This is a genomic window from Candidatus Blochmannia sayi (nom. nud.), from assembly GCF_059935855.1.
Genome location: NZ_CP011796.1, coordinates 737099 through 761521, shown reverse-complemented (window position 1 = coordinate 761521; position 24423 = coordinate 737099). Strand labels below are relative to the sequence as shown.

At 25.7% G+C, this 24423-nt stretch carries 19 protein-coding genes, 3 tRNA genes and 1 pseudogene; 14 read left to right on the top strand and 9 right to left on the bottom strand.

Annotation, left to right across the window (positions count from 1 at the left end; genetic code table 11):
• Positions 1-676: 676 nt before the first annotated feature.
• Together dut and coaBC are read right to left on the bottom strand one after the other, a co-directional pair.
• A complete protein-coding gene (gene dut / locus Bsayi582_RS03165; protein ID WP_500815759.1) occupies positions 677-1126 on the bottom strand; it encodes a dUTP diphosphatase in 450 nt (149 codons plus the stop codon).
• Positions 1113-2321 (bottom strand): bifunctional phosphopantothenoylcysteine decarboxylase/phosphopantothenate--cysteine ligase CoaBC, encoded by a 1209-nt coding sequence (coaBC, locus tag Bsayi582_RS03160; RefSeq protein WP_500815758.1) that lies wholly within the window; start codon positions 2319-2321, stop codon positions 1113-1115. The genes dut and coaBC overlap by 14 nt, the downstream gene beginning before the upstream one ends.
• A 356-nt stretch (positions 2322-2677) precedes the next feature.
• Here coaBC and rpmB point away from each other — a divergent pair, with 356 nt between their 5' ends.
• Positions 2678-2905 carry a 50S ribosomal protein L28 gene (gene rpmB / locus Bsayi582_RS03155; RefSeq protein ID WP_500815757.1) on the top strand — a complete coding sequence of 76 codons (228 nt, stop codon included), beginning with the start codon at positions 2678-2680 and terminating at the stop codon, positions 2903-2905.
• 28 nt (positions 2906-2933) lie between these two features.
• Complete coding sequence (rpmG, locus tag Bsayi582_RS03150) at positions 2934-3101, top strand: 50S ribosomal protein L33 (protein ID WP_500815756.1); 168 nt, start codon at positions 2934-2936, stop codon at positions 3099-3101.
• A gap of 82 nt (positions 3102-3183) precedes the next feature.
• Here rpmG and coaD read toward each other — a convergent pair.
• The 5 genes and pseudogenes from coaD to rfaD all read right to left on the bottom strand — a co-directional run bounded on the left by coaD (position 3184) and on the right by rfaD (position 10173).
• A pseudogene (gene coaD, locus Bsayi582_RS03145) lies at positions 3184-3674 on the bottom strand (pantetheine-phosphate adenylyltransferase).
• Positions 3675-4260: 586 nt separating this feature from the next.
• A complete protein-coding gene (gene waaA, locus Bsayi582_RS03140) occupies positions 4261-5547 on the bottom strand; it encodes a lipid IV(A) 3-deoxy-D-manno-octulosonic acid transferase (RefSeq protein ID WP_500815755.1) in 1287 nt (428 codons plus the stop codon).
• 1592 nt (positions 5548-7139) lie between these two features.
• On the bottom strand, positions 7140-8117 hold the full coding sequence (gene waaC / locus Bsayi582_RS03135) for a lipopolysaccharide heptosyltransferase I (RefSeq protein WP_500815754.1): 978 nt from the start codon (positions 8115-8117) through the stop codon (positions 7140-7142).
• Positions 8118-8142: 25 nt separating this feature from the next.
• Positions 8143-9189 (bottom strand): lipopolysaccharide heptosyltransferase II, encoded by a 1047-nt coding sequence (waaF, locus tag Bsayi582_RS03130; protein ID WP_500815753.1) that lies wholly within the window; start codon positions 9187-9189, stop codon positions 8143-8145.
• Positions 9190-9207: 18 nt separating this feature from the next.
• Positions 9208-10173, bottom strand: coding sequence for an ADP-glyceromanno-heptose 6-epimerase (gene rfaD / locus Bsayi582_RS03125; protein WP_500815752.1), 966 nt, complete (start codon positions 10171-10173; stop codon positions 9208-9210).
• A gap of 702 nt (positions 10174-10875) precedes the next feature.
• Here rfaD and Bsayi582_RS03120 point away from each other — a divergent pair.
• The 5 genes from Bsayi582_RS03120 (at position 10876) to pfkA (ending at position 15443) form a co-directional block, all read left to right on the top strand.
• Entirely contained in the window at positions 10876-11235 is a 360-nt protein-coding gene (locus Bsayi582_RS03120) for a rhodanese-like domain-containing protein (RefSeq protein WP_500815751.1), read from the top strand.
• Positions 11236-11264: 29 nt separating this feature from the next.
• The gene (grxC, locus tag Bsayi582_RS03115; RefSeq protein WP_500815750.1) at positions 11265-11543 is read left to right on the top strand and encodes a glutaredoxin 3; all 279 of its coding nucleotides are present in this window, start codon (positions 11265-11267) and stop codon (positions 11541-11543) included.
• 548 nt (positions 11544-12091) lie between these two features.
• Positions 12092-13114 (top strand): NAD(P)H-dependent glycerol-3-phosphate dehydrogenase, encoded by a 1023-nt coding sequence (gene gpsA / locus Bsayi582_RS03110; protein ID WP_500815749.1) that lies wholly within the window; start codon positions 12092-12094, stop codon positions 13112-13114.
• 59 nt (positions 13115-13173) lie between these two features.
• Complete coding sequence (cysE, locus tag Bsayi582_RS03105) at positions 13174-13929, top strand: serine O-acetyltransferase (RefSeq protein ID WP_500815748.1); 756 nt, start codon at positions 13174-13176, stop codon at positions 13927-13929.
• A 551-nt stretch (positions 13930-14480) separates the two neighbouring features.
• A complete protein-coding gene (gene pfkA / locus Bsayi582_RS03100; RefSeq protein WP_500815747.1) occupies positions 14481-15443 on the top strand; it encodes a 6-phosphofructokinase in 963 nt (320 codons plus the stop codon).
• Between the two features lie 109 nt (positions 15444-15552).
• Here pfkA and tpiA read toward each other — a convergent pair whose 3' ends face one another.
• Positions 15553-16323: a triose-phosphate isomerase gene (tpiA, locus tag Bsayi582_RS03095; protein ID WP_500815746.1), complete on the bottom strand. Its 771-nt coding sequence runs from the start codon at positions 16321-16323 to the stop codon at positions 15553-15555.
• A gap of 196 nt (positions 16324-16519) precedes the next feature.
• Complete coding sequence (locus tag Bsayi582_RS03090; RefSeq protein WP_500815745.1) at positions 16520-17269, bottom strand: ferredoxin--NADP(+) reductase; 750 nt, start codon at positions 17267-17269, stop codon at positions 16520-16522.
• A gap of 1214 nt (positions 17270-18483) precedes the next feature.
• On the opposite strand from Bsayi582_RS03090, the gene rpmE reads away from it, so the two are divergent.
• The 7 genes from rpmE (at position 18484) to Bsayi582_RS03055 (ending at position 23886) form a co-directional block, all read left to right on the top strand.
• Positions 18484-18729, top strand: a complete 246-nt coding sequence (gene rpmE, locus Bsayi582_RS03085; protein WP_500815744.1) for a 50S ribosomal protein L31 — start codon at positions 18484-18486, stop codon at positions 18727-18729.
• 313 nt (positions 18730-19042) lie between these two features.
• Complete coding sequence (gene metB, locus Bsayi582_RS03080) at positions 19043-20191, top strand: cystathionine gamma-synthase (protein ID WP_500815743.1); 1149 nt, start codon at positions 19043-19045, stop codon at positions 20189-20191.
• Positions 20192-20769: 578 nt separating this feature from the next.
• A complete protein-coding gene (gene metF, locus Bsayi582_RS03075) occupies positions 20770-21678 on the top strand; it encodes a methylenetetrahydrofolate reductase (RefSeq protein ID WP_500815742.1) in 909 nt (302 codons plus the stop codon).
• Between the two features lie 323 nt (positions 21679-22001).
• Positions 22002-22841 carry a glutamate racemase gene (gene murI, locus Bsayi582_RS03070; protein WP_500815741.1) on the top strand — a complete coding sequence of 280 codons (840 nt, stop codon included), beginning with the start codon at positions 22002-22004 and terminating at the stop codon, positions 22839-22841.
• Positions 22842-23407: 566 nt separating this feature from the next.
• Positions 23408-23480, top strand: a tRNA-Ala gene (locus Bsayi582_RS03065).
• Positions 23481-23681: 201 nt separating this feature from the next.
• Positions 23682-23755, top strand: a tRNA-Asp gene (locus tag Bsayi582_RS03060).
• Between the two features lie 57 nt (positions 23756-23812).
• Positions 23813-23886, top strand: a tRNA-Trp gene (locus Bsayi582_RS03055).
• The last annotated feature ends 537 nt before the right edge of the window (positions 23887-24423 follow it).

Below are 24423 nucleotides of genomic sequence, written 5' to 3'. Positions count from 1 at the left end.
ATAATTATATATATTTATATTGTTTATATATAATTTGTAATGTGTTTTAAGGTTGTCAATTTAACAATAATTTTTTATTGTTAAGTTAAATAATAATAATAATTGCAGAAGATAATGATTTATCTAATATGGATAATGTTTATAAATTGCGTTTTTAAATAAAATGTAAAAACTAAATTATAATAAAATGTATTAATAAAATAAAAAAAAAGAAAAACAAATGTGATTTATATATTTATATGAATAAATGGTGTTTTTAGAATTGGTATAAAACAATAATTTTTACAGATTTATAATATTATATATAATCGTATGTTTTTATTGTTTATTAAATTGACATTCTTAATAAAGAATAAAGACAAAAAATATTTAAATGTATTGAATAAAAAATTTCAATATGTAATTTGGTAAAATTTTACTTATTAATTAATTGAAGATATATCATTAAACGATAATTCATATAAAATTTATAATAAATATTTTATGTATTTTATAATAATATTATTAGATTATTATCATAAATTTAATTTGATGTTCTTTTTCTATAGCAGTAACGATTGATCTTTAAAAATAGCATAATTTATTTTCTATTTTAGTTGAAATAAATCATAATTCAAAATAAATTATTTATCTTTGTTTTTCGTAATAATGGTAACGTTATTTAAATTTGTAATGCTTATTTTGAATGCCCAAATCCTTTGGATCCACGTGTACTAGGGATAAAAGATGTAACTACAGAAAATTTAACTTGAATGATTGGTATAAAAACTAGTTGTGCTATTCTTTTCCCGGGGTATACAACGTATTTTTTTGTTCCACGATTCCATAAAGATACCATTAATTCTCCTTGATAATCTGAATCAATAAGTCCCACTAGATTACCTAAAACTATTCCATATTTATGCCCTAAACCTGAACGTGGTAAGATTATCCCTGTTATTTTTGGATCAGAAATATGGACTGCAATACCAATAGAAATAATATGAGTCTCTCCAGGATAAATAATAACAGGATCATTTAAACAAGCCGGTAAATCTAATCCGGCTGATCCTGATGTTGCGTATGTCGGAAAACAAAAAGAATCATAAAAACGATTATCAATAATTTTAATATTAATTGTTTTCATTGTAACGATTGATAATTTCATTAATAAGTTGTTGTGCCAATAATTTTTTTTTCCTTAAAGGTAATATAACGCTACCTTTGTTCCAAAATAAATATAATTCATTATTATCACTATTGAATCCTTGATTTACACGAGAGATATGATTAGCACAAATTAAATCTAAACGTTTTTTAATGCGTTTATCTTGAGCATATTGTTTTATATTATTAGTTTCAGCAGCAAATCCAACAACATAGGGACGTTGTGTTGTTAATGATCCTACTTCTGATACAATATCAGGATTCCTAATCATGGTTATTTTTAATATATTTTTATTTTTCTTTATTTTTTGAATAGAAGAACGACAAATACGATAATCTGATACTGCTGCGCAACCGATAAAAATTTGTTGGTTTTTGATGTTTTGCATAACTGCTTTTTTCATGTCTAGCGCTGAAATAACATTGATGCGTCGTACTTTAGTAGGAGTATGTAGATGTACTGGTCCTGTTATTAATGTAACTTTTGCGCCTTTATCTGCAGCAGCTTGTGCAATAGCAAATCCCATTTTTCCTGAGCTGTAATTAGTAAAAAAACGAATAGGGTCTAAAGCTTCATGAGTAGGTCCGGCAGTGATCATGATATTAAGATGATCTAAAGAATGATCGTTAGAAAAATAATGATCTACACATTCAGCTAAAACTTTAGGGTCTGTCATACGTCCGTATCCAACATCATTACAAGCTTGATGCCCATAATCTGGGCCCCATATTAATATGCCTCTTTTTTGTAGAATATTTAAATTTGTTTGTGTTGCAATGGCTTTATACATTTGTTGATTCATTGAAGGTGCAACAGCTATAGGGGCTGTTGTAGCTAGACATAAACTACATAACAAATCATTAGCTAATCCTACAGATAATTTAGCTAATAAGTTGGCTGTAGCTGGGGCAAGTAAAACCAAATCAGCCCATTTAGCTAATTTGATATGAGGTATCGCTGTTTCTATTTTAGAGTCGAAAAAATTATCTAATACTGGATGACATGATATTGTTTGCAAACTTAAAGGAGTAATGAATTTTTTTGCGGATTTAGTCATAATTACTTTGATTTTTGCACCTCGTTCTTTTAAATATCGAATAAGATCTATAGTTTTATATGCAGCAATACCACCGCTTACTCCTAATATGATATTTTTATTTATTAAACCCGTCATATTATATTCACATGATTTTAACAATTATTTAATTTTATGTGTTATATCATAAAAATTGATAGTTTTTGTTAGTATAAAAAAATTAATTATTTTATTAAATAAAATTTATTGTAAAACTTGCAATAGTATTGTATACAATGCACAAATTCTGTATTATATATGACTATTAATTGTGTATAGTTTGCATATTTTAACGAAGATATGCAATAATTGATGATATCATATACTAATGTTTTGGTATGTAATTAGAGTGTTATAATGTTAATAATTACGAGATTTATGAGTCAACATAAATAAAAGGTTGTTTTTTATTTTAATTAAAAAATGTTTATTGTTTACAACAAGGGGTTAAAAATATGACACGTGTGTGTCGAATTACTGGAAAACGCCCTATGCATGGAAATAAGCGCTCTCACGCAATGAATGCAACTAAACGTTGGTTTGCTCCTAATCTTCATTATCATCGTTTTTGGATTGCAAATAAGAAACGTTTTATTAAATTGAGAATATCTGCTAAAGGTATAAGGTTAATTGATAAATTGGGTATTGAATATTTTTTGTCTAATTTATACTTAAAGAAATAAATAATATTCAAAAGGAATTAATAATAGTATGGCTAAAGAAACACGAGAAACTGTACGTTTGTTTTCCTCTGCTAATAATGGACATTTTTATAGTACTACAAAAAACAAACGTAATAATCCTGAAAAGATGAAATTAAGAAAGTTTGATCCTATTGAACGGAAACATGTACTGTATATAGAGGGTAGAGGTACTTAAATTAATTGATTAGTATTTTATTTTTTTCTAACGATGATCTTATATTGTAATTGTTTTTGTGTTATTTCCAATAAATTATTCTCTATTTATTTTTTTTGTTCAATTTTTCTATAACTTTTTCAGCAATAAAATTAGGTAAAAAATGATCTAATGTTCCTCCGTATTGAGCAATCTCTTTTATTAATTTAGAAGAAAGACAGGACCATGCATCTGTAGACATCATAAATACAGTCTCTATTTCTGGAAGGAATAGGTTGTTTATTTTTGAGAGTTGTAATTCATATTCAAAGTCTGATGTGGTTCTAAGTCCGCGGATTAGAATGTTGATTTTTTTTTTTTCATAATGTTTACAGTTAGATCATTAAATCCAAATACTGTTACATTAGTTAATGTTGCGGTTGCTTGTTTTGCAAGTATTACACGTTCTTTGAGGCTGAACAATGGATTTTTTTTTGGATTTTCAGCTACTGCTACAAGTAGTTTATCAAAAATTTTATTAGCTCTAATAATTAAATCCAGATGTCCGCGAGTTAGTGGGTCAAAAGTACCTGGATACATAGCCTGAGTGATCATAATATGTTATGAATTGTTTTTTGTAATAGTTAGAAATACAGAATGTATGATGGTACTACATTATGCGCTGATTTTAAAATTATGTTTAAATAAATAGGTTTTAGTTATATAAAACTCGTATTTGATTATTATTAAAATATTTTTTAGATTAGAAATATATATATTACATACTTTATATTATACCATAATCATTTAATTTTGAAATTAATATACTCATTTGTTTATAATATTTTAGTTATATTAAAATTCAATTTTGTGTTTATATAAATTATTTTATATTAGGATTTTATAAATATTACAGTTATTAAAATTATAATAGTTTTGAATTTTATTATAAAAAATTGAACCAAATAATAGTTATTTGAATAACTACATATCTATACTAAATATGTATAAAAAATTTTAGAGATTTAAATTATTAAAATTAGTTATTATGTTGAATAAATTTATAAATGTATCACTAATTTTTTTGGTATAAATATAAGTTTTATACATAGTTATTATAGATAGCATGGTTAATAATTTTTTAATTTCATATAGTATAAGTAGTGTATTGAAAATACAATAATTTATTAATAGAATTCAATTATTTTTTGATTGATAAATAATTATCTAACAAATATAATAATCGTGGTAGTGATCCTTGATTATGTTTTAGTACTTTCATAGCTCGATAACCATAATTTAAACGACATTCTTTATTTCTTAATAACATATAAATAGCTTTTACTAAAGATTCAGTATTAGTTACTGTAATTAATCCATTTGATTTGCGTAATTTGATGCAAATATCATGGAAATTAAAAGTATATGGTCCCATAATTAGTGGAATTGAATGTGCTGCTGGTTCTAATGGGTTATGTCCTCCATGTTTTACTAAACTACCTCCAATAAATGCTATATCTGAAATACCGTATAACAACATTAACTCTCCTATGGTATCATTAATAATGACTTGTGTTTTTTTAGATGGAGTGGTCCTAGAACTTCTCATAATATAGGTAAATCCGGTTTGTTCGGTAATGTTTTTAACGTTGATAAAACGTTCTGGATGACGTGGAGTTAGAATCATTAGTAAATCAGGAAATATAGTTAAAAGGTGTTTATGTGCTTGTAATAATAATATTTCTTCTCCTGCATGAGTACTGCTAGCTATCCATACTTGTCTATTTTTTATCCAAGTTTTTTTTAAAAATGATATTTTGTTTAATAGGTTTTGAGTTATTTCGATATCAAATTTCAGATTGCCAGTAATAAATAATTTGTTTTTTTTTAATCCTAACTTAAGAAATCGGGAAGCGTCTTCTGTATTTTGAGCGGCAATGAAGGTAACACGTTGCATAAGTAATGAAATAAAATGATTAATTTTTTTGTATTTAAGAAAAGAGTTAAATGATAGTCTAGCATTAGCTATAATGAAAGGAATGTTGCGTTTATGTAATATATTAATAAGATTTGGCCATAACTCTTTTTCCATAACAATAACTAATTTGGGTTTGACTTGATTAATAAATCGTTTCATAGATCCAGGTAAATCATATGGTAAGTAACCACAATACGTATCGTTGTGATGGAATTGAGATTGTGCTAACTCTACCCCAGTGGGAGTCATAGAAGTTAATGTAATAGTTATGTTAGGATAGCGTTGCTGTAAAGCTCGTATCAAAGGGATGGCTGCTAATGTTTCTCCAAGAGATACAGCATGCAACATAATTCCGTTAGATTTAATAGGTTTATGAAAAAATCCATAGCGTTCTAACCAATTTTTACGATAAGATGGTAATCTCCTGCTACGCCATAATGATCGGATCCATATTATAGGTTGAGCAATATATATAATTATACTATATATTGTGATATATAATGTAAACATATTATCTCTCGAAAGAACAAGTTATTATATTCATAATTAATATACTAATTTGATTGTTTTATATAAATTGATGATGAAATAATATTTCATTTAAAAAATGTATTTATTATATGATTGATTGTATTTTAAAGCAAAAATACTGTTTGGATTTAAACAGAAGTTACTTAGCATATAGTTATAATTTTTTCTTTTTTTATTGTAGTAAAGATTATCACTATATGTCAGTGATATGTTTGATTTTTTAATTTTAATAATTAGCAAATAATGAACATAGATGTGATGAAATTTATGAATCTAAATAATTTTTTATAATTTTTTATACACGTAATGTAAATAGAAATAGTGTTGAATATACTTTTTATTGTTTTAATTTTCTATTTTTGTATTTATGTGAGTGTTTGTGTATTCAAAATCTATTTTTTTTAAAATGAAAAATAAATTTTCAATTTTTTCAAAATAGGTGTAGTACAATTTTAGGTGATGTTGTGTTGTTATTTTGTAATGATTATAATTGAAATCATATCGTTTAACAATAGTATCATAGTGATCAATTTTTGATGTATGATATATTTTATTTATTACTACTATTGTAATAGTAGTAATAGTACATTGTTTGTATATTATATACGTGTTTTTGATAATGCTCATGAATAACTCATGAGTTTAAAGATATAATGTGAGAATAGCGTTATTTTTTTATATTTATATTTTTAAATAAGTTTATTTCGTTAGGATGAGTAGATTATAATTTCATTTGTTTAAAAGCATAAATAATAGCATTAGTAATAAATTATAATATTATGTAATGTATAATATATAACAATTATTTTTTTTAAGAATTTTGGTAGATCTTATTACGGTTAAAATTACATTATCTACATAATGTAATACTCATTTTGAGTATTATTGAAATAATCTGGTTTGATCATATAACGTAATTTAATTTAAATTAATTTTTTTGAAAAATATATTTATTTGTTGTTATGTATAACATATTATTCACAATAATAATGTGGTATATTTTTATTTTTTAGTACTTTATGTTGGTTAAATAGTCAAATTTACTAAATTTGTTAAAATGAATAAAAAATATTTTTTATTTAAAAAATTGAAAAATTCATCTATTGAATAAAATTTTTAGTTTTAATTGTATGGCATTGAATAATTTAATGAGAAATATGTATAATTAGCGGTGTATATAATTTTGATATTTTAGAATATTATTAATATTTATTTATTATAGTTTAAAAAAAATTGATAATATTTTAAATATTTAGGGTATTTTAGTGATTATTGTTGAAAAGTAGTATTTTTAATTTCACAAATCATGGTTTAATAATTATCGTTAATTTATTCATATTTTAAATGATGTTAATTTTTAAATAAACACAATGGTGGTATCTATCGTGAATAATATATTTTCTAAATATCGATTGTTTATGGATAAAATGATTAAACTTGTTTTAAAGTATATAAAAAAAATAAAATTATAATATAGTAGAGACTATTGTTTTCAGATTAAAGCAAGTCTGAAATAATTTAGTAATGTTATTATTAAAATAATTTAATGGATAGATTATAAAATGTCATATCTATTTTAGATGTAAAGTTTTTTGAAATGTTTTCCAAACTTGAATAGGAGTTAGATGTTCCATTTTCTTCGTTGAAGCACGTAAGGTTATTTGATTTTGTCCGTATGTTCCAATTAGACTAGGATTAGTTGGGCCATATAATGTTAAATTAGGGCAATTAAGCGCTGCAGCTAAATGACTAAGCCCAGTGTCAACAGATATTATTGCAATTGATTCAGATATATGTATTGCAATATCTCGTAATGTTAATTTTGGTAGGATTGTTATTTGATTACAGTAACGATGACATAAAGCAACTAATCGACTAACGCGTAATTCTTCGTTTTTTGTCCAAAAGGGTAGTTTTATATGATAACCCGATTTCACTGCATAGTGTATAATAACACTCCAATTAAATTCTGGCCAATGTTTTGATTTTCTGGTAGTAGAATGAAAAAATATTAAATAAGGAGTATTGTGGTTTTTAAGTGGAAATAATTTATCAATATTATATTTTCCCATGCAAATCGGTATGGGATATTTTAAACTAAGAGAAAAAAGTTGACGAATGCGTTCGACAGCGTGTTGGTTTTTGTTTATGTAATGTTGTCGATGATAGCACCAGGAACTGATGGGTTCTCGTGCGCTTTTATAATCCATACCGTGTTTTGTGCCACGTGCAAATCGTGTGATTAATAGAGATGTGTGTAATAAACCTTGCGCATCAATAATTGTATCGTATTTTTTTTTTTGCAATTGTTTAATATGTTTATGATATTGAATCCATGAAGAAATTTTATACCATTTTTTTTTCCATGACCTGAGAGTTATAGGGATGATTTTATGTATTGCTGGATGCCATTTAGGAATTTCAGAAAAAGTTTCCTCTATAATCCAATCAAATGATATATTAGGTATAGCATTAAATGCATCAGTTAATGCAGGCAAAGTATGTATGATATCTCCCATAGAAGAAACTTTTATAATTAAAGCTTTCATAATTTTTTGATTAGATTATAGTTAATTAATTTAATAATGTTTTCAATACTTTTAAAACTTGTTCTGGTCTAATGTCTATTAAACTATCATGATACTCGTAACAATTGCTATTTTTTTGTGTTTTATTATATTTCTGAATGTGGCGTATTATAACAGATTTAAAATACAAAGGCGGAGTAAATATGGGATCAGTGGGTCCATATAACCCTACTACGGGACGTTGTAATGCGCAAGCTATATGCATTAAGCCAGAATCATTACTAACTATCGCTTTACACGCTGCTATAATCGTAACGGCTTCTCCTAACGATGTTTTTCCTATAAGATTGTGACAATGTTTCTTTAAATTTTTGAGAATACTAAGTTCAATAAATTTATTAATTATTTGATCTTTGGATGATCCTAATATTACTACATGATACCCACAGTAAATTAATTGAGTAGCTAACGTTATATAATGATAATGTGGCCAATTTTTAGATAATCCAAATTCTGAGCCAGGGCATAATCCAATTAATATTTTTTTTCTATGGTAATTCAAATGAAATTTATATAATATGTTTATAATTTCTTTTTTATTTACACTTAATTGAGGCCATGGTAACGGATAGGGTAGATCACGGAAATTTTTTATAATATTATGATCATATGCCAATGCGGCATAACGTTGCACCATTGATGGAAAGGATCTTTTATTAAGTATTCTCAAATCATTTAGCACTCCATATCGCATTTCTCCACGCCATCCAGTCCGAATTGGAATATCTGCAAAAAATGGTATTAGAGCAGACTTAAATGAATTAGGTAATATTATCGCTTGTTGGTATTTCTCATTTTTTAATAATTTTCCAAGACGATAACATTTTGACAACTCTAAAACACCATGTTTGTAAGGAATAGTTAATATTTTATTGATTTCAGGCATATGATAAAATATATCTTTACACCATATTGGAGTAATCACATCAATTTTTATATTGTAATAATATTTGTTAGTAAGTAGTTGATACATGCTGTGTGACATTACTGTATCTCCAATCCATGATGGCCCAATGACTAATATTTTTTTCATAATAAACATCATTATGCTTTATTTTATATGATAATAATCCACATCGTTATGTGATAACCAATTTAAATATTGATATATACCTTTGTGAATATTAATAAATTGATTGTGATAACCTGCTTTTCTTAATTGAGAAATATTTGCTTGAGTAAATATTTGATAATTGTTATATAATTTTTTTGGTATAGAAATATACTTAATAGTCATATTTTTATTGCAAAATTGTAATACAGTATTAGCGACTGATTCGAATGATTCTGACTTGCCAGTTCCACAATCAAAAATACCAGATATATTATTTTTCCAAGCCCAAATATTTATATCCACGATATCTTCAATATATATAAAATCTCGTTTTAAATATTTACTACCAATAAATAATTTTGGATTTTTTTTGTTTTTAATTTGTTTGTACAATTGAAATATAATACTTGACATGTTACCTTTGTGTGCTTCGCAAGGTCCATAAACATTAAAATATCTTAATCCACAAATTTGAGATGTAACTTTTGGTAATATACTACGTACATATTGATCAAACAAAAATTTAGAATAACTATATATATTTATAGGATGTTCATGTGATTGAGTTTTGAGAAAAACACTGGTGTCTTTACCATATACTGATGCAGAAGAAGCGTATATGAAAGGAATGTTGTTTTTAATACAAAAACATAAAAGATCTTTAGAATATTGATAGTTATTCTCCATCATATATTTTCCATCCCATTCTGTAGTGGAAGAACAAGCTCCTTCATGGAAGACTGCATCTATATTTTTAATATAAGAATGAATGGTAGTAGTATGTATATGTTTAATGAAGCAATTTTTATCTATATAATCTGAGATATTCAAGTTTACTAAATTTTTATATTTTTTTCCATTTTTCAGATTATCTACTACTAAGATATTTTTATATTTAATTTTATTTAACGCTTTAATTATATTACAACCTATAAATCCGGCTCCACCAGTTACAATAATCATACATTACCCGCATAAGTTAAACATGTGTTAAATAACAATTAATATAATAACTTCAATTATTTTTTAATATTATAATAATTATTTTTATATAATATGCTAATATTTGAAACTGAGGTGTGATTTGTTTTGTAAACATATAATTTGTTTATAAAGTATTATTTCAATAATTATTCTTATTAAATTAATTTTTATGATATTGCTTCAGATGAAGCATCGATTTAATAATAGTTCGTTATTATACTCCATTTGAATAAATCAATATAAAAATGTAATAATGGTAGTTATTTATTAATGATGTGTAAATGAACACATTATAATTTTATAAATTTTTTCATTTACTATAATGTGAAAAATTTTAATGTGTTTTAGTATTATCAGGCAATATATTATATATTGTAGCAAATATATATAAGTATTTGTTGTATTTCTTTTATAATAAGCAATATATAGTTGGACAGTATGTGGTATTTTTATTGTAAATAATTCAAAGAGTTGTCAACTTTATTTAAAGCCATAGATATACATAATAGTATATGTATGGCTGTCATGTTACATGATTAGGAATAAATTATAGAAATATATCTTCTTTTACATATGTATTAATTTTATAGAGGCTAATATACCGTGTATATACAGGAAATAGTAATATTTTTACAAAATCATATTATATTAAGTTCTATATGGATATTTTTACTGATTATTGTGTTATACTCAGCAGTAAGTAGTTGGTTATTTCGATCTTCTGAAATATTATGCAATAAAGCGATTTTGTTGATGAATAGAAAGAATGCAATAGTAATCGATATTCGTAGTACAGATGATTATTATGCAGGGCATATATCGAATTCTATCCATATATCAGTAGAAGATATTAAAAATGGTAACATTTTAAAGTTAAAAAAATTTAAAAAACAACCATTAATTATAGCACATGATAATAATATTTTGGCTCATTCAATTAAAAGATATTTGCATAAATTAAAATTTGAAGAGATATATGTTTTGCATGGGGGTATAGTTGGTTGGAAGTCTGACAGTTTACCTTTGTTATTAAAAAAATAAATAATTATTAGGATAATGAGAACGAGAACATGGCTTATATTGAGATTTATACAAAAAAAAATTGTCCTTATTGTAATCGAGCTAAAGCGTTGTTAACGAAAAAATTATTGGATTTCAAAGAAATTTCTATAGATAATGATAAATTGTCTAATGATTTATATATAGAGATGCAACGACGTTCTAGTGGTAAAACGACGGTTCCTCAGATTTTCATAAATAACGAACATATTGGAGGTTCAGATGATTTAATTTTTTTAGATAGTCAAGGAAAATTGGATCTAATTTTAAAGAATCAAATGATGAAATAAACAGACATGTTATTTTACATGTAGATATAAAATAAAGTGTATTTATATAAGAGAGTAATAGTAATGTGTTATTTTGTGTTTGTTTGTGTACGACAATATTATAATTGAAGATGTTTCATTTGAAACTTGAAATGTTTTTAGAATTTTTTAAAAATAACTTGGAATCCAAATAAAGTTAAACTAAATTTAAATAGCAATACTGTAAACAATTGTACTATCATGTATGCAGGAGTAATATTTTTATTATTTTATTGCTGTAAGTTGTTAGAGAACGGTGCGGTATTTTTTGTGTAAAGTAAGACGTATTGAAATTTTGATGTTTTAGACATTAATAGAATATAAATGGTATATCGTTTTCGTGCATATATTGATTAGTGATGTTTGTATATGAGTGGGTACATGAAATTATTAAGTGTTTTGAGACACGCTTTTGAAAATTAACTTAGATCCGGTCAGCATTGGTGTTTTGTGAGTGGAATATTAGAAATAAATACAATAACAAAATTGAAAATTAATATCATACTGAAATAATTATTTTTTAAATTATTGTGTCTATTATTTATCCTACTATAGCTGTGATTGGAGCTGGGTCTTATGGAACGGCTTTAGCTGTTGCGTTGTCTAGAAATGGTCGCTCGGTATTATTGTGGGGGTATAATCCGTCTCATATTAAAGAACTTAAAATTAATAGATGTAATCAGGTTTATCTTCCAGACGTTTGTTTTCCATTATCGTTATATTTAGAAGAATCCTTATCAGTAGTTTTAGCTACATGTCGCAATTTATTAATTGCTGTTCCAAGTAATGTCTTTAATAGTGTTCTAATCCAAATCAAACCGAATTTAAAACATAATACTCGTATTATTATAGCTTCTAAAGGCTTAGAACCAAAAACTGGTCGTTTACTGCAGGATGTGGTATACGATGTATTAGGATGTGATATACCTGTTGCGATTATATCTGGTCCGACTTTTGCTAAGGAACTTGCTATGGGTTTGCCTACTGCGATAACATTAGCTTCTACTGATGATGAATTGAATGATGATTTGCAAGATATATTGCATTGTGATAAATATTTTAGAATATATAGCAATACAGATACTATTGGAATTCAAATAGCTGGAGCAGTAAAAAATATAATTGCCATTAGCACAGGTATTTCTGATGGGATAGGATTTGGTTCAAACGCTCGAACAGCATTAATTACGCGTGGTTTAGCAGAAATGTCTCGGCTTGGGGTAGCTGTTGGCGCAGCTCCAGATGTTTTTATGGGATTGGCTGGATTGGGTGATTTAGTGTTGACTTGTACTGATAATCAATCACGTAATCGTCGGTTTGGAATTTTATTAGGACAAGGTTTAAGCGTATGCCGTGCTCAAAAGGATATTGGACAAATAATAGAGGGATTATGTAATATAGAAGAAGTATACATGTTATCAATTAAATATAAAATAGAAATGCCGATTACTGAACAAGTGTATCAGATACTACATTGTAATAAGAATGTGCATGATGCCGCTTATTCTTTGTTAGATCGTATACAAAAAAAAGAAAATATTTTTGACAACTAATATAACTAGTAATGAATTTTGATTATCATTCAATTATTATACAACAATAAGGCAAATTTATGTCTTTAGATGTATTAGAAATAGTTTGGAGCAATATTAAGATTGAAGCGAGATTATTGATTGATTCTGAACCTATATTAACTAATTTCATATACACAACTTTATTAAAACATAAAAATTTCAAACATGCATTGATTTCTATGTTATCTAAAAAATTTGTTAATACAGATATGTCTATTGTCGATATAACTAAAATATTAGAAGAGGTATATAATTCTGATGATGAAATAGTTACTTTTGCTGCTCGAGATATTTATGCTATTCGTTCTAATGATCCATCTGTAACTAAATATTCTACTCCTTTTTTATATTTAAAAGGATTTCATGCGCTGCAAATGCATCGTATTTCTCATTGGTTGTGGTGCAATAATCGCCAGGAATTAGCTATGTATTTTTATAACCATGTTGCAACTATTTTTAATGTAGATATTCATCCTGCCGTTAGTATTGGATATGGTGTTATGATAGATCATGCAACTGGAGTAGTAATAGGAGAAACGTCAATCGTAGAAAATAATGTATCCATCATGCAATCTGTGACTTTAGGAGGAACCGGTAAGACCAATGGTGATCGACATCCTAAAATTAGACAAGAAGTAATGATTGGAGCAGGTTCTATTGTGTTAGGTAATATTGAAATTGGACGTGGCGCTAAAATTGGAGCAGGTTCTGTCGTATTACATTCGGTTCCGCCTTGTTCTACGGTTGCTGGTAAACCAGCTAGGCTTATACGTAAAAAAAATAATAAATTATAATAACTTATTCGCTACACAATATAATTGTAATTCTATATCATAGATATACATTAATTGTGTATATGTGTAATTATTCTTTTAAATTGATCTAAATATTAAATATCTCTGGTATTAACAATCAATATTATTAAATATAAATTAAACAATTATATAGAATATACTATATAAATAGTAATTTTTATGTTTTGATTAATTAAAAAAAATTGTTACATAGTGATTATAAACAAAAATCTTACATGAAGCACATATGATGTGGTATGTACGTACTACTGTACAGTAAAGATTGCCATTTTTATCAAAATAAATTTAATAATAGCTCGTATTTTTAATATATTAAGTTTAATAATTTAATATATTAAATAATGTTTATTATGAGTATTAATATTTAATTTATTTGATTTTTAAAAATATTAAACTGACAATATTTTTATAATCCTATTATAAATGTAATATATTTCACATAACAATTATATTTGTTTTTATTATGTGAATAATATAAGAAATAAAAATTATTATTTATTGTTAACGTAATATAGTAGAGTTATGTATACATGATAAGAAAAATAGGGGTATTAACAAGTGGGGGTGACTCTCCAGGAATGAACGCAGCTATCCGAGGTGTAGTGCGTTCAGGTCTTTCTGAAGGATTAGAAATTTATGGAGTATATGATGGTTATTTAGGATTATTTCAAGATCGGATGAAACAATTGAGTCGTCGTAGTGTATCGGAAATAATAAATCGTGGAGGAACTTTTCTTGGTTCTGCTCGTTTTCCTGAGTTTAAAGAATATGCTACTAGAGCGATCGTTATTGATAATATAAATAAACGTAATCTTGATGCTTTAATAATTATTGGAGGAGATGGATCGTATTTAGGTGCTAAAAGACTTACTGAGATGGGATTTCCTTGTATAGGTTTGCCTGGAACTATTGATAATGATGTTGCCGGGACAGATTATACCATTGGTTATTTTACAGCTTTGGAAACTATTGTTGAGGCGATTGATAGATTGCGTGATACATCTTCTTCACATCAACGTATTTTTATTGTAGAGGTAATGGGGCGTTGTTGTGGTGATTTGACAATGGCAGCAGCGATAGCGGGAGGTTGTGAGTTTGTTGTAGTACCTGAGGTGGAATTTAATGCTGAAGATTTAGTAAATGAGATTAAATCTGGTATTTCTAAAGGTAAAAAACATGCAGTAATAGCTATTACTGAACATATTTGTAATATATTTGATTTAGCACAGTACATTGAGAGGAAAACTGGTAGAGAAACTCGAGCTACTGTTTTAGGATATATCCAGCGTGGAGGAAAACCTATTGCTTATGATCGTATTTTAGCATCTCGAATGGGAGCTTATTCTATTGAATTATTATTACAAGGTTATGCGGGACGTTGTATTGGCGTTCAAAACGAAAAATTAGTACATCATGATATTAATGATGCAATACAGTATATGCAACGTCCATTTCGAAAAGATTTATTGAAAACAGCTAAAAAGTTGTTTTGATCTAAATTATAACAATAATTATTTCAATAAAAACTGTATGTTTTATTTGTTTACATATGTAATATTTTATTACATAACTGAAAATCTTTGAGTGTATTTTGATTTAGAATCACAATAATTTTTTGTGTTGTTCTGCTATTTGTATTATCATGGAGAATTTATTTGCATCTAGAGATGAGGACCCAACTAATACACCATCAATATCTTTTTGATCAAGAAATTGAGCAACATTTTCTGGTGTTACAGACCCTCCATATTGTATTATGACTTGATTAGCTATAGATTCATCATAATGAGCAATATAGTCTCGTATTAGTTTATGGATGGCTTGTACATTTTCTGGAAATGCATACATTCCACTTCCTATAGCCCATATAGGTTCGTAAGCGATGACTGAATTTTTAAATGCTTTTATGCCGATTAATTTAATCACTGTTTTTAGTTGATTAATACACACTGATTCAGTTTGTCCAGTATCGTATTCTTTTTTATTTTCTCCTATACATAAAACAGGAATTAATCCGATTTTTTTTGAAATAAAAAATTTTTGAGCAATATATAAATAGTTTTCTTTATGATGTATTCTACGTTCAGAATGACCTATAATAACGTATCGTGTGTTAAGATCTTGTAACATTGTCGCAGAGATATCACCAGTAAATGCTCCGGATAAATTAATATCAACATTTTGAGCGCATAACTGAATGCTATGATTTATTAAATAATGTCTTACTAGATCTAAATATATCACAGGGGGCGCAACAGCCACGTTACATTTAGAAATATCACCACATGAATTGGTTAAAGCAACAATTAAGTTAGTTATGCTATTTTTATTGCCGTTTAATTTCCAATTTCCTATTACCAGTAGATTTCTCACATTATATTTCCTATTAAAAATATTTTATAATTATACTAATGTAATTTAGTATATGATGCATAAAATATATTTATATATGGTATTTGTAACATTTTATATTATAAAATTTGCAATAAATTTGTTTTAATTGATTGTGAAATATACATATAAATTATATTTGGTGGTAAGTGTACGTATGTTTATATTATTTGTTTTCTCACCAATAACGTTCTTGAGTAATATGTCCTGGTTTTTGTTTTAAATGGTCTTGCATTCTGTATTTTTTTTTAAGTATTTTTTTTGTGTCATGTATCATCTGTGGATTCCCACATAACATTACATGAGTATCATTAATGTTTAAGCATAATCCTACTGCCTTTTCTAAGGAACCATTTTCTATTAGGTCTGGTATGCGCCCAAAGAGCGAATTAGAACATTTTTCCCGACTCATAATTGTTTGTATATGTAATTTTCCTTGATAAAAATTTTCTAATTTTATCATGCGAGGCAAATAGTTTAAATTTTTAGAAAATCGCGTCGCGTGTACTAATATGATGTTTTTAAATTGATTCAATCTTGTATTACAGTCCTCAAGCATTGATAAATATGGTCCTATTCCTGTTCCGCTAGCTAACATCCATAAATTTTCGCAATTTGGAATATTATTTAATATAAAATGTCCGTATGATTCTTTGGTTAACATAATAATGTCACCAGGAGTTAAGGTACATAAGACAGGAGTACATTTACCTTTTAGTACAGTAGTTATATAAAATTCTAGGTTCGGATTGTGTGGGGCATTGAGATATGAATAAGCACGCTGTGTAATTATATTGTTGATATTCATTCCTATTCTAGTAAACTGTCCAGCAATAAATTTATCTACCGGTGCTCGTACTATAAGACTGAATAATTCATTTGTCCAATGCTTTATATGAATGATTTTTCCAGTAACCCATGTAGGCATATAATATCCTGTTTTGAATTATATTAATCAATAAATAATTAATCAAATTTTATTCATGTTAAAACATTTGTATTTAATATAGTACCATTTATATGGTTATTTATTAATTTAATCAATAAAATAAAATCTTATATAATAAAACTCTATATATATAGTATCATATGTATTTATTTTATTAAAAGTATGTATTTAATATGTAATTCAATTGTTGTTAATTTTATTAATAAGAAGTATTTTGTATTTATAATACGATTCCATTATATATATTATAAATATTTTTGTGAAAATTATTTTTATTTTTTTACGTAATTAGTTGAAAATGTTTGTTTATTTCATTTAGTAATTTAATTGTATTGGTGTGTATAATATTATTTTACTTTAAATATTTATTATCTTAATTTTATTTTAAAAATTTAATAAAAAAAATTACTATTTTAAATATTTTAATCAAAATATGATATTTGTGATCAATGTATGTTATTTGATAATAGTAAAATTTTTAAGTTATTACATTGATATTTAATGATTACATAAGAATATGTGTTTTTATAAAATTGATTGTGTAGATAAAATATCTAATATAATATTATTACGATTATGGATATTACTAATAAATAGATGTATGTGCATTACTTATATTAGTAACCATAGTATTTAATTTAGCATAAATAAAAGTTTATATAAATTAGATTATATTTAATTATTAATTTGTTGTTAGTTTTCGAAATAAGGATGTTTATGATAGTACGTAGTGTTTTATATTTTTGTTGAAATATAAAAAAATAAATCATTAGTTATTTTTATTTTATTCTTTATAAAATGTATATATAATATTTCATATATTTTAATATGTTGTATTTATAAATACTCAGAAAATAATGGATGTTATTAGTTTTTATATGAAAATTTTATATTTAATAGTTACATGAATAATGAATTTTTAAAAATTGTTAATTTGTTGTACATATTTACATATATATATTAAGTGTATATATGTGTTTTGACGATTCTTAGATAACTCATGTAGATCAATAACAACGTATAGGTCAAGGTCAATTGATAAAAATGGCATTATATGATTGATTGTGTATATAATATATGCAATATTTTTGTTTATTAAGGACTTATTCAAGATAAATTCATAAATTATTTTTATTATTAAATATTATTAGTTGTTATAAATTCGTAGTATCATTTGACTTGAGAGATATATAGTGAAAAAAAATATTCATCCAAAATATGGTAAAATTTCTGCATATTGTTCGTGTGGTAATATTATCCACACTAGATCTACGTTAAATCGTAATTTAAACTTAGATGTATGTAATATGTGTCATCCATTTTACACGGGAACTCAACGCATAGTAGATACACGTGGGCGCGTTAATCTTTTTAACAAACGTTTTAATATTACTACTAATGCTAACTTTTTATCTGTTGATAAAAAGTTAAAGACATGAATATCATCACATCTATGTATTTACTTGTTGTAATATGTAACACAATAAATGTGTTATCATAACACTATGATGATATATGAGGTACTGATTATTATAGTTTGTAGCTATAGTAATATAGCATTGATTTATTCGTGTAAATCAATGCACGTACTGTGTATGTGTTTATATGTAGTTTATAGTGTTTATTATTGGCAAATTTTATAAAAGTCTTGATCTAATAATTTTTATATATGCGTGAATATATATTAGTGATCTTGACGTGTCAAATGTTGTAAGTGTATATTATAAATATGGAATAGTTGTAATTATTATTATGAATATAAAAAAATCCACAGTTAGTGTTAGAAGTGGTTTAAATAGTGATGAACAACATGGGTGTGTGGTGCCTCCGATTACTCTTTCTACTACCTATAATTTTTTTGGATTAAATCAACCCCGTCCTTATGATTATTCAAGACGTAAAAATCCAACCCGTGATGTAGTTCAAAAGACTTTGTCAGATTTAGAATATGGAAAAAATTCAATTATGACAAGTAGTGGTATGTCTGCTATTTATTTAGTATGTTCTGCTTTACTTGAACCAAATGATTTACTAATAGCGCCTTATGATTGTTATGGAGGAACTTACCGATTGTTAGACGCATTAAATAAAAAGGGTGTTTTTAAAGTACTTTTTATTGATCAAGGTAATACACAATTGTTATTGGAATCATTGAAATATAAGCCTAAATTAATGTTTATAGAAACTCCAAGTAATCCTATGCTTCGTATAGTAGATATCTGTTCTATTTGTAAGCTTCAAAAAAATATTTTATATGTTGTAGATAATACTTTTATGACACCAGTGTTTCAAAATCCATTAATTTTAGGTGCGGATTTAGTGATACATTCTTGTAGTAAATATTTGAATGGACATTCGGATTTGATAGCAGGAGTGGTGGTATCTAAAGATGCATATATTTGTGATCAATTAGCATGGTGGGGAAATACACTCGGCATTACTGGTAGTGCATTTGATAGTTATCAGTTATTACGTGGTATTCGTACTTTGATACCTCGAATTTATCAACAACAAAGTAATACTAAAAAAATTGTTGCTTTTTGTCAAAAACAATCTCAAATTCGTGCATTATACTATCCAGGGTTATCAACTCATCTTGGATACGACATTGTTTGTAAGCAACAAAGTGGGTTTGGTTCTATATTTAGTTTTGAATTGAAAGGAACTAAAAATACATTACTGCAATTTTTAAGATCATTAAAATTGTTTACATTAGCAGAATCTTTTGGAGGAGTAGAAAGTTTGATTGCGCATCCGGCTACTATGACTCATGCTGCTATGCCAGAAAATATTAGAAAATGTGCTGGAATTAGCGACATGTTACTTCGTGTTTCGGTAGGACTAGAAGATAGTGATGATCTTATTTCTGATTTAGAACGTGCATTTTTATCAATACGATAATATTATTACTATGATTTTAATAATTAAAGTGTGTCTTTAATTAAAATTTAAGTTATTAATATACATGTTTATTATATTAATTTAGCATTTTAATTAAGTAATTATAAGTGTATTAATAATAAATATTAGATTAATTAATGTTAAGTACATATATTTGTGTGTATTTTATATTATAAGTTTTAGTATATTAGTAATCTTTCATTTGAAGATAAAAAAATGACAATAATTTTTTATGTAAAAGAAATACGTGATGATATATTTAAAGAATTAATAGAAATGTTCATTTAATTATGAAGTAATAACGGTAAAAATAATTGTATAGATATAATTTTTATAGTATATTTTTTGTTTTGATTTATTTTAACTAAAATTGATTATAATAATAAAAATTAAATTTTTATCAGTGTTAATAAATTGATTTTATTTCTTTAAATAAATAGTGTTATGTGTATATTTCATATATTCAGATAACAATTAAATATTTTGTATTATAAGAATTATGTCTATAAATATATTTGAACACATAATTTTATGTGAAGTTTATATATATATGTTTTGTAGATTTATGAGAGGAAAGTATGAGTATGTTTCATGCTACTCAACAAAAATTATTAAATCAGCATTTGGCTGAATTACAAGGGAATATTAATATTTCGTTTGAATTTTTTCCTCCACGCACCAATGAAATGGAGGAAATATTATGGAGAACTATAAGTAAATTAAGTGAATTAAATCCTGTTTTTGTTTCTGTCACGTATAGTGCTAATTCTGGAACACGAAATTATACTGATAAAACAATTAAAGATATAAAAAATCGTACTGGATTAATCGCAGCTCCTCATTTAACATGTATTAATGAAACTCCACAAGAGTTGCAAACTATTGCTCAAGAATATTGGAATAATGGTATTCACAATATTATTGCACTCAGAGGAGATCAAATAAAAAAAAATCATCAATCATCTACGACTATGTACGCTGCAGATTTAGTATGTTTGTTAAAAAAAGTTGGAAATTTTGACATTGCAGTAGCTGCTTATCCAGAAGTACATCCCGAAGCAAAGAATGCACAATCAGATTTAATTAATTTAAAAAAAAAAATAGATGCTGGTGCTAATCGTGCTATTACTCAATTTTTTTTTGATGTGGAACAATATTTAAGATTTAGAGATTTGTGTATATCTGTAGGTATAGATATAGAAATTATTCCTGGGATATTACCTATTTTTAATTTTCGTCAATTACAACATTTTATCACTTTTACCAAAGTAAAGATACCACATTGGATATATGTAATTTTTCATGGATTAGATGATGATTTAGAAACACAGAAAATGCTCGGAATGTTTGTAGCAATAGATATGATTAGAATTCTTATTAAAGAAGGAGTAAAAAATTTTCACTTTTATACTCTCAATAGGTCAGATTTAACATATGCAATATGTCATACTTTAGGTGTAAAAAATAAAAAAATAAACATAATTTAATAAATAAATACATTATATTATTTATTGGTTGAAAATGATATGTTGTTATATATTGGTGTTGGAGTTGTTATGGTAATTTCATGTAATAATATTTAGTTAATTAGAATATAGATCAGGAAGGGGATACACGAGAAATAATATCATATTATATACAACAGACATGGAGTATATATGTATCTGTGTTTTATTTATTAAACATAAAGTTTTAGATACAGATTATGTATTTTTTATTATAAAGTTTAAAATTAAAATAGATAATAATTTAGTCTATATTATGTATGGATATAATGTATTAGATAAACATGCAATCAAACAAATGAGTTATGTGTTCCAAAAAGCATATAAGTAACAACAGACAACCAACAGTTTTAATATTAGATTCTGGTGTGGGTGGTCTTTCTATTTATACTGCGATACAAAAATTGTTGCCACACGTATGTTATTTATATTTTTTTGACAATCAAGCTTTTCCTTATGGAGAGAGATCGGAAGAATTTATTATTCATCGTGTAATGTCTATAATTAAAGCTATACGAAATCAACATCATTTAGATCTTGTAATCATTGCTTGTAACACTGCTAGCGTGGTTTCATTAAAAATACTGAAAAATTGTTTTTTATTTCCAGTTATCGGAGTAATACCTGCAATTAAGTTAGCATCTAAATTAACCAAAAATGGAATTATTGGTGTGTTAGCAACACGACGTACTGTTGCTCATAATTACACTTGGAGTCTTGTAAGACGCTTTGCGAATAAACATCAAGTGATGTTATTGGGTTCATCTGAATTAGTAAATGTAGCTGAATCTAAAATATGTGGAAAAAAAATACCAATGTCAATATTTCGTAAAATTCTTACTCCTTGGATAGGTATGCAGCAATTTCCTGATACTATTGTGCTTGGATGTACGCATTTTTCATTATTAAAAAAAGAATTAATTAAAACATTATCTTTTGATGGTTATTTAGTAGATTCTAGACAATCAATTGCGAAATATAGTATGTTTTTATTGCGTAAAAATATAAATGGATCTATAAATCAATTTTATAATTATAAATCGAATAAAATCTATTGCTCTATGAATACTGTAAAGATTATAAAGTTAAAACGTATTTTATTATCTCGTTACAATTTCTTTTCTTTAGAAATTTTATCTATATAAAATATGTATATAAATACTGTATGTTTATGATTTATATGATTAATAATTAAAGTTTATCTTAATATAAGACATACAATATATACATGGAGTTATGATTGAAAATCATAAAGGATTAATTTGTTATATGTTATACATATCAATTTATATTATGAAATAGTATATTATGTGTATAAATATGTAATAATTATTTATATTAAGTTATTTCTGATCAATTTTATTTTTTTTAAATAAAATTGATTACATGTATTTATTATATGAACATTAACTTTGATCATATTTATATTTTATAAGTTTAATAATTAATATTATTAAATTTTATTTAATAAATTTTATACGAAGTTATAAATAATTTTTAAAAAATACAGTTTGTTTATTTAATTAAATACACTATACTATGTTGTGTAGTATCTAGTTTTTTAGAAAGTATAATTAATTAACATTAATGTATCTAAAGTTTATGGAATGTGATTAATATTTATTTTTTATTAAAATTAAATTTTATAAATATATGATTTTAATTTGAGTGTTTATATTAAACTTGTTACAGTATGGCAAATTGGATATGTGGGGCTATAGCTCAATTGGAAGAGCATCTGTTTTGCACGCAGAAGGTTAGCGGTTCGATCCCGCTTAGCTCCATTATACTGTATAAAAATCTAATAGAACAAAAATTGGGATATGATGTTTTGTAATTTAAATTATATAAAATTATTGTACGTGGTATGTGTTGTAAGGATGAATCTGGAAATCTTAAAATGGTTTTTAATAATTAAATTACTAAAACATATTGAGTGTTATGAGATTATATTTAATAGTTTTTTTCATGAACCAAATCAGTGTGGTGCGGTAGTTCAGATGGTTAGAACATCGGCCTGTCACGCCGAGGGTCACGGGTTCGAATCCCGTCCGCACCGTCGTGTAATAAAACAATGATGGTGTTTTTGTGTGATATAGAAGATAAATGCAATAATAGGGGTGTAGTTCAACTAGGTAGAACGTCGGTCTCCAAAACCGGGTGTTAGGAGTTCAAGTCTCTTCACCCCTGTAATTTGTAGCTGTTTTTTTTTGGAAATAAATTATGTAATGTATTTGTGGTTTTTTTGTTATATTTTTCTTGTAAAATAAGATAACTTTTTAAGTTACATCAGAAAAAGATATGTTTTCTTTTAATCGTATTATTCGATTGTATATTATGAGTCAAGTGATAGTGATTCGTAATAATATTAAGAGTATTGATGATGATAATAGTGATAAAATTTAGTACCGAAAAATGTAATAATTGTTTTGTTTGTAATAAATATCATGATTAAGTATGAGTATTTGTGTTGTATAAAATATATGAAAAATTATATTTATGTATTTAAATATATATAAAAGTGGTATTACATTTTTTTTTAATAATTAAGTTAAAAATGTTAATGAATAATCAGGAATAATTATTATTGTAACAATAATTAATATTTAATATTTTATTAGTATTTTGTATATAAGATATAGATATTTTTTAAAAATTATTGATAGTTTTTAACAAAAAAATATCTGAGTAAGTATTATTAAAAAATTGAGAATCAATAATTATACA